7 protein-coding genes are annotated in these 6,310 nt (G+C 68.3%); 6 read left to right on the top strand and 1 reads right to left on the bottom strand.

All coding sequences use genetic code 11. From position 1 onward, the window contains the following. A partial coding sequence (locus RF641_RS09120; RefSeq protein WP_424573019.1) for an NAD(P)-binding protein occupies positions 1-1,604 on the bottom strand: 1,604 nt, incomplete at its 3' end. Between the two features lie 291 nt (positions 1,605-1,895). Here RF641_RS09120 and dxs point away from each other — a divergent pair. The 6 genes from dxs to RF641_RS09090 are packed head-to-tail and all read left to right on the top strand — an operon-like array spanning position 1,896 to position 6,243. Continuing rightward, the gene (dxs, locus tag RF641_RS09115; RefSeq protein ID WP_424573018.1) at positions 1,896-3,863 is read left to right on the top strand and encodes a 1-deoxy-D-xylulose-5-phosphate synthase; all 1,968 of its coding nucleotides are present in this window, start codon (positions 1,896-1,898) and stop codon (positions 3,861-3,863) included. Next, positions 3,860-4,453: a DUF402 domain-containing protein gene (locus RF641_RS09110; RefSeq protein WP_047119432.1), complete on the top strand. Its 594-nt coding sequence runs from the start codon at positions 3,860-3,862 to the stop codon at positions 4,451-4,453. Before dxs ends, RF641_RS09110 begins: the two co-directional genes overlap by 4 nt. A gap of 60 nt (positions 4,454-4,513) precedes the next feature. After that, a complete protein-coding gene (locus tag RF641_RS09105; protein WP_047119431.1) occupies positions 4,514-5,083 on the top strand; it encodes a hypothetical protein in 570 nt (189 codons plus the stop codon). Between the two features lie 18 nt (positions 5,084-5,101). Beyond that, a complete protein-coding gene (locus RF641_RS09100; protein WP_120989262.1) occupies positions 5,102-5,593 on the top strand; it encodes a GNAT family N-acetyltransferase in 492 nt (163 codons plus the stop codon). A 6-nt stretch (positions 5,594-5,599) separates the two neighbouring features. Next, positions 5,600-5,935 (top strand): hypothetical protein, encoded by a 336-nt coding sequence (locus RF641_RS09095; protein ID WP_424573017.1) that lies wholly within the window; start codon positions 5,600-5,602, stop codon positions 5,933-5,935. A gap of 44 nt (positions 5,936-5,979) precedes the next feature. Continuing rightward, positions 5,980-6,243 carry a hypothetical protein gene (locus tag RF641_RS09090; protein WP_424573016.1) on the top strand — a complete coding sequence of 88 codons (264 nt, stop codon included), beginning with the start codon at positions 5,980-5,982 and terminating at the stop codon, positions 6,241-6,243. Positions 6,244-6,310: the final 67 nt, after the last annotated feature.

Raw genomic sequence — 6,310 nt, 5'->3', positions numbered from 1 at the left:
TAATGGTAGAGGAGAGGATGGAAGTACACCTCCGACCTCGGGTCGCAGACGGCGAGGTGGTGGGGGGCGCCGAGCGGCCCCCCGCCCAGCGGATGCACCGTGACCACACGCTGGGCCTTCCACAGCGGGTTGTCGTTGAAAGCAGCACCCAGTTGGTCGCCGATGCCGCGCATGGCACCGCGCACGGATTCGAAGAACTCCTGCGAGGTGGACAGCGTCCAGTCGGCTGCCAGCCGACCCTCGCGCAGGTACATGCGCCCGTCGGGCACGTCCCGGCCCATGCCCAGCAGGGGCAGCGCCGTGCTGGAAAAGCGTCCAGAGCCCAGCGCCATGGCCAGATCGGCAGATATGCTGCTGCGATTTCGCTGGAACAGCCGGTTCTCGATGATCTTGGCGGCCACCTTGCCGGCCCGGGGCAGAGCCTCGCGGAACTGCGAGAGTTCCATGAGCCAGTTGAAGAACGCCGGATAGCCGGCGTCCTGCAGGTAGTAGCCGCGGCCGGTGGCGCCGTTGCCGTCCAGCGCGTCCGCGACGCGCACGGTGCTGGTGATGACCGGACCGCGGTTCCCGTACAGCTGGCGCGGCACGGTGCGCCCTTCGACCTGCTCGCTGGCATTGAACAGCAGTCCGAGCAGGTCTCCGTTGCTGCTGAAGCGGGTGCCCAGCGCCGGGCTGATCCCGGGCAAGGTCATCCGGTTGCGCAGCAGCAGGTAGCTGGTGCCGAAGGTGCCGGCGGCCAGCAGCAGCTTGGCGCAGCGGATCAGCCGTTCGGGAAGGTCGCCGGTTGAGGAGGGGTGCTGAGGGTCGTGGATCACGTAGCGCACCAGCCAGCTGCCGTCCGACGCGCGGGAGAAGCCGCGCACCTCGTGCAGCGTGCGGATGTCGGCGTTGCCGGTGGCCGCCGCAGCTGAGAGGTAGTTGTGGTCAAGGGTGTTCTTGGCGCCCGAGTTGCAGCCCAGATCGCATTCGCCGCACAGCGTGCAGGTGGTGCGCGGCTTGCCGTGGAGGTTGCCGTAGTCCGCCAAAGGCAGCATCCGGCCCGGCTGGGCGGGGGAGTCCGCATCGGTGGAGAAGCTCACCGCCAGCGGGGGACGGAACACCGTGTGGCCGCCGGCCTGGGCGGCCTGCTCGAAGGCGTTGGTTTTGGCGGTGTCCTGGTAGGGGTAGCGGTCCACCCCGATCATGTCCTCGACGCGCTGGTAGTGCTGTTCGAGATCGCGGTATCCGATGGGCCAGGATTCGTACCCGCCGCCGGGCAGCGGGGATTCGTTGACGAACCACTTTTCGTCCTTGCGCAGCAGCACGTTGGCGTAGATCAGCGAGCCGCCGCCCAGGCCGCTGGAGACCAGCCCCTCGAGGCCTCGCAGGGTCCACGCGTCGAACAGTCCGTAGAGTTTTTCGCTGGGATCCCAGAAGGCGGTGGACAGCTCCGACGGAGAGCGGGCGAAATCGCCGGGCCCGTATGACCGGCCGCGTTCCATCAGGACCACTTGCTTGCCGGCGTCGGCCAGGCGGTAGGTTGCCACCGAACCGCCGAACCCCGAACCGACCACAACTGCATCTACATATTCCGTCGGCACTTGGCCGGCACGAATTTCCCCCATGTCCCCCTCCTGGGAAGACTTAGCAGATTCGCGAGGTGGAAAGCCCCGTGTCCAGAATTAGGCTCATTTTACCTACGCGGCGCGAGGGTGGAAAGAGGGAAATTCGACAGCTTCTAGTTTCTTTTCCGTCGTCGCGACCGCGGCCAAGCTGGGCGTAGCCAACATCATCATCGAAAAATTGGTTCCAGCCCAAAAGGTGGCGGATAATGGGAGCAGTCAAGTGCGCGATAGACTAGTTGTTTCGCACGGACTTGCGGTGCCCGCATGGGCAGAAATGTGAAGGGGATGACTGTGTCTTTACTCGAGACCATTAAAAAACCAAGCGACCTGCGGGCGCTTACCCTGAATCAGCTCACCCAACTTGCGCAGGAGATCCGCGCCTTCCTCATCGACAACGTCGCCCGCACCGGCGGCCACCTGGGGCCGAACCTCGGCGTGGTGGAACTGACCATCGCCATGCACCGCGTGTTCGATTCGCCGACCGATTCCATCGTGTTCGACACCGGCCACCAGTCCTACGTGCACAAGCTGCTCACCGGGCGCCAGAACTTCGAAACGCTGCGCCAGCAGGGCGGCCTGTCAGGCTACCCCGACCGCGGCGAATCCGAGCACGACATCGTCGAGTCCTCCCACGCCTCGTCCTCGCTGTCCTGGATCGACGGCATCTCCCGGGCCAATAAGCTGACCGGCCGCACCGAAAGCTATGCCGTGGGCCTGGTGGGCGACGGCGCGCTGACCGGCGGCATGGTCTGGGAAGCGGTGAACAACATCGCCGCTGACAAGGAACGCAAGGCGGTGATCGTGGTCAACGATAACGGCCGCTCCTACGCCCCAACCATCGGCGGCCTGGCCGACCAGCTCGCGGGACTGCGCCAGCAGCTGGACAAGTTCCGCACCCACCCCGCCTACGAGTCCGCCATGGACAAGCTCAAGGGCCGGCTGAAGGATTCCGGCCCGGTCGGCAGCTTCACCTACAAGTCGCTGCATGCCACCAAGAAGGGCATCAAGGACTGGTGGGCCCCGCAGGGGCTCTTCGAGGACCTTGGCCTGAAGTACATCGGCCCGATCGACGGCCACAATCTCGCCGCCGTGGAGGAAGCGCTCCAGCAGGCCAAGCAGTACGGCGGTCCCGTGCTGGTGCACGCGCTGACCGAGAAGGGCCACGGCTACGCGCCGGCCCTGGCCGACGAGGCCGACCAGTTCCACGCGGTGGGCGTCATCGACCCTGCCACCGGCGCCCCGGTCGCCAAGCCCAGCGCGCAGAGCTGGACCAGCGTCTTCGGCGACGAGATCGCCAAGATCGCCGACGAGCGCGAGGACGTTGTGGCGATCACCGGCGCCATGCTGCTGCCGGTGGGCCTGAAGAAGATGTCCGATGCCCACCCGGACCGCGTGCTGGACGTGGGCATCGCCGAGCAGCATGCGATGACCACCGCGGCCGGCCTGGCCTTCGGCGGCCTGCACCCGGTGGTGTGCGTCTACGCGACCTTCCTGAATCGCGCCTTCGACCAGCTGCTGATGGACGTCGCGCTGCACAAGGCAGGGGTCACCATCGTGCTTGACCGCGCCGGCGTGACCGGCCCGGACGGCGCCAGCCACCATGGCATGTGGGACATGGCGCTGACCCAGATCATCCCGAACCTGCACCTGGCGGCCCCGCGCGACGCCACCCGCCTGCGCGAGGAACTGCGCGAAGCCATGGACATCAACGACGCCCCGAGCGTGGTGCGCTTCTCCAAGGGCTCCGTGGGCGAAGAGGTCGAGTCCATCGACCGGCTGCCCGACGGCGTGGACGTGCTGGCCAGGCTGGGCGACCGCGCCGCGCCGGACGTGCTGATCGTCTCCGTCGGAGCGATGAGCGAGCTGTCCCTGGACGTGGCCCAGCGGCTGAACAGCCAGGGCGTCTCGGTGACGGTGGTCGACCCCCGCTGGGTGCTGCCCATGCCGTCCTCCGTGATTTCGCTGGCCGCCCGCCACCGCATCGTGGTCTGCATCGAGGACGGGGTGCGCGCCGGCGGCGTCGGTTCGCGCCTGCGCACCGAGATGCGCGCCGCCGGGGTGGACACCGCGCTGAACGAGGTGGGCCTGCCCACCAAGTTCCTGGCCCACGGCACCCGTGCCGAGGTGCTGGAGCGCGTCGGCCTGACCGCCCAGCAGGTCGCCCGGGACACGCTGGCCCAGGTGCTGGGCACCAAGGTCCCCTTCGCCCGGCCGCTGCCCGGCCAGGACCTGCCCACCGGACAGATCCCCAAGCTGTGAGCGCCCAGCCCGGCTGCCCCGAAGGGCTGCCCCGCAACCCTGCGAGCGTCGCCGCCGGCGCGCTGGTGGTGGCCCGCGCCTGGAAGTACGACGCCAGCCCGCACTGGGTGGTGCCCGGCTTCTACCTCGGCTCCGACGAGTACGGCCACTGGGTGCACCAGCCGGCCGGATCGCTGGTCTCCCGCCCGGGAACCGCGCACCTGGCCGCCTGCGACGCGCTGTGCCTGTTCCCCTCCGAAGGCCAGTGGATCGCCACGCTGTACGACGATCCGGACGAGGACTTCGACATCTACATCGACCTGGCCGGCAGCATCGGCTGGCGGCGGATGAAGCGCGGGGCCTGGGAAGTGAACTCCATCGACCTGGACCTCGACGTGATCCGCTCGCACAGCCGCGGCACCTTCCTGGACGACGAGGACGAGTTCGACCAGCACCGCCTGAGCATGGGCTATCCCGAGGCCCTGCAGCGCTCGATCCGCGCCGAAAGCAAGGTGCTGCTCGATGCGGTCCGCGCGGACGCGGCGCCATTCAACGCCGAGCACCGGCGGCGCTGGCTGGTCCGGGCCCGCAGCCTGCAGCACGTCGGCTGAGCCGGCAACACCACGCACTTTGAGACAAAACACCGAGAAACCAACCCCTGGGGGAGACCGATGGCGATCATTCGCACCTACCGGATGAACGAGAAGAACGAACTGCAGTTCCGCGAAGCGTGGTTCCAGCAGTTCGAGGACGAAGAGCTGGGCCAGTTCGTGGTCAACCACGGTCCGGTGGGCCACATGTCGCAGACCAGCGAGGTGCAGGACGTCACCGCCGACCGCGCCGACGAGCTGTTCGCCGGTTTCGCCGAGGCCTGCGCCGCCGAGGGCTACAAGGAGCTCTCCGACCAGGAGCAGTCCTGGGTCATCGTGCAGTACGCGCTGAAGACCGCCGAGGGCACCGCGCGCGACAAGTACCTGCAGAACAAGGCCACCGAGGCGCTGGCCGGTCACCTGGCCTGGCGCGGCCTGGGCACCGTGGAATCCAGCGACTTCGGCAACCGCAAGCTGAACATCCGCATCCTCTCGCCAGCCCCGAAGCTCGCGGTCAACGCCATCAAGGTCTGCATCCGCGAAGCCAAGCTGGACTTCACCAAGATGGTCATCGCCACCGCCCCGTACGACGGCCTGGATCAGGCGCGCATGGCCTACCCGATGCCGCCCAAGCCGTTCAGCCTCGACTAGGCTCCGCGGCGCGCATCCATGGTGGGCATCCGGCCCCTGGTTCCGCAGGACTACCGCGCCGTGCGCGAGCTGTCGCGCAGCCTGGGCCGCACCAGCGCCCCGGAGCGCTTCGCTCCCGGCGGGTGCCTGCTGGCCGCCATGTCCGAGGACGGGCGCCTGGTCGGCTGGGCCAAGGCGCAGTGGTGGGATCCGCAGGACCCGGTGGCCCCGGCGGGCTACTACCTGGGCGGGGTCGAGATCGACCCCGGCTGGCAGCGCCGCGGAGTGGCCACGGCCTTGGGCCTGGCCAGGCTGAGCTGGGTGGCGCAGCGGGCGGATGCCGCCTGGTGCGTGGTGAATGCGCGGAACACCGCCTCGCTGGCGCTGCAGCGTTCGCTGGGATTCACCCTCGGGGCGCGGGCCGCCGGATTCGGCACGGTCCACTTCACCGGGGGAGCCGGAGTGCTGCTGTGCCGGACACTTCAAGATTTCGCGCCCGGCGACGGCGCGCACAACGACAAGCAGAAGTAGGGACTCATGATTCCTCAAGAAGACCGGGACGACAACGCCGGCGCCAAGCGCAAGCCAACCCACCTGGGGGCCACCCGGGTGCCGCTGCATCTGGTGTTCCAGGCCTGCGTGGGCGTCATCATCGGCATCGGCATCACCTCGCTGTTCTCCGGCGTCGACCACGCGCAGCTGGCGCTGGCCGGCGTGATCGTGGTGATCGCCGCCTGGATCGTCGAGCAGGGATTCCGCCTTCCGGAACCCAACACCAACTCAGGCGCCCGCATCCGGCTGGTGCTGCGCATCGTCTCGCTGGTCGGCTTCACCATCGCGGTCAGCCCGCTGCTGCAGCTGATCGAAGCCTAGCTGTGGCCGTCGAGCGGGCCAAGCCCCGCCGCACCCTGAAAGCGATGCTGTGGTCGGCCGCCCAGGTGCTGGTCGGCTTTTCCGCGGGGCTCGCGCTGGCCAAGACGATGTCGCTTCCCGAGGAGCAGATCGCGTTGATCGGCACCGTGATCACGCTGGTCACCTGGCTGGCGGACGAAGCGGTCACGCTCCCGGCGAAGGACACCCGGCTCGGGGCGGCCTTGCACGGCACCCTCAGGTTCCTCGCGCTGGTCGGATTCATCATGGCCCTGCAGTCCCTGGCGGCGCTCAACGGGCTGACCTCCTAAACCCCGCCGCGCTGCAACCCTGCGCGCAGGCCGCGCAGCGGTCCAGGCAACAAAAAAGCTCGGGCGG

The organism is Arthrobacter sp. 'calajunan' (assembly GCF_046940185.1).
Classification (GTDB): Bacteria; Actinomycetota; Actinomycetes; order Actinomycetales; family Micrococcaceae; genus Glutamicibacter; species Glutamicibacter soli.
This window is presented reverse-complemented; position numbering and strand designations above follow the sequence as displayed.

Bases quoted from the DNA above. Each gene is read 5' to 3' on its own strand.
- RF641_RS09090 (WP_424573016.1), top strand. From the start codon at position 5,980: ATGCTGTGGTCGGCCGCCCAGGTGCTGGTCGGCTTTTCCGCGGGGCTC.
- RF641_RS09100 (WP_120989262.1), top strand. From the start codon at position 5,102: ATGGTGGGCATCCGGCCCCTGGTTCCGCAGGACTACCGCGCCGTGCGC.
- RF641_RS09105 (WP_047119431.1), top strand. From the start codon at position 4,514: ATGGCGATCATTCGCACCTACCGGATGAACGAGAAGAACGAACTGCAG.
- RF641_RS09095 (WP_424573017.1), top strand. From the start codon at position 5,600: ATGATTCCTCAAGAAGACCGGGACGACAACGCCGGCGCCAAGCGCAAG.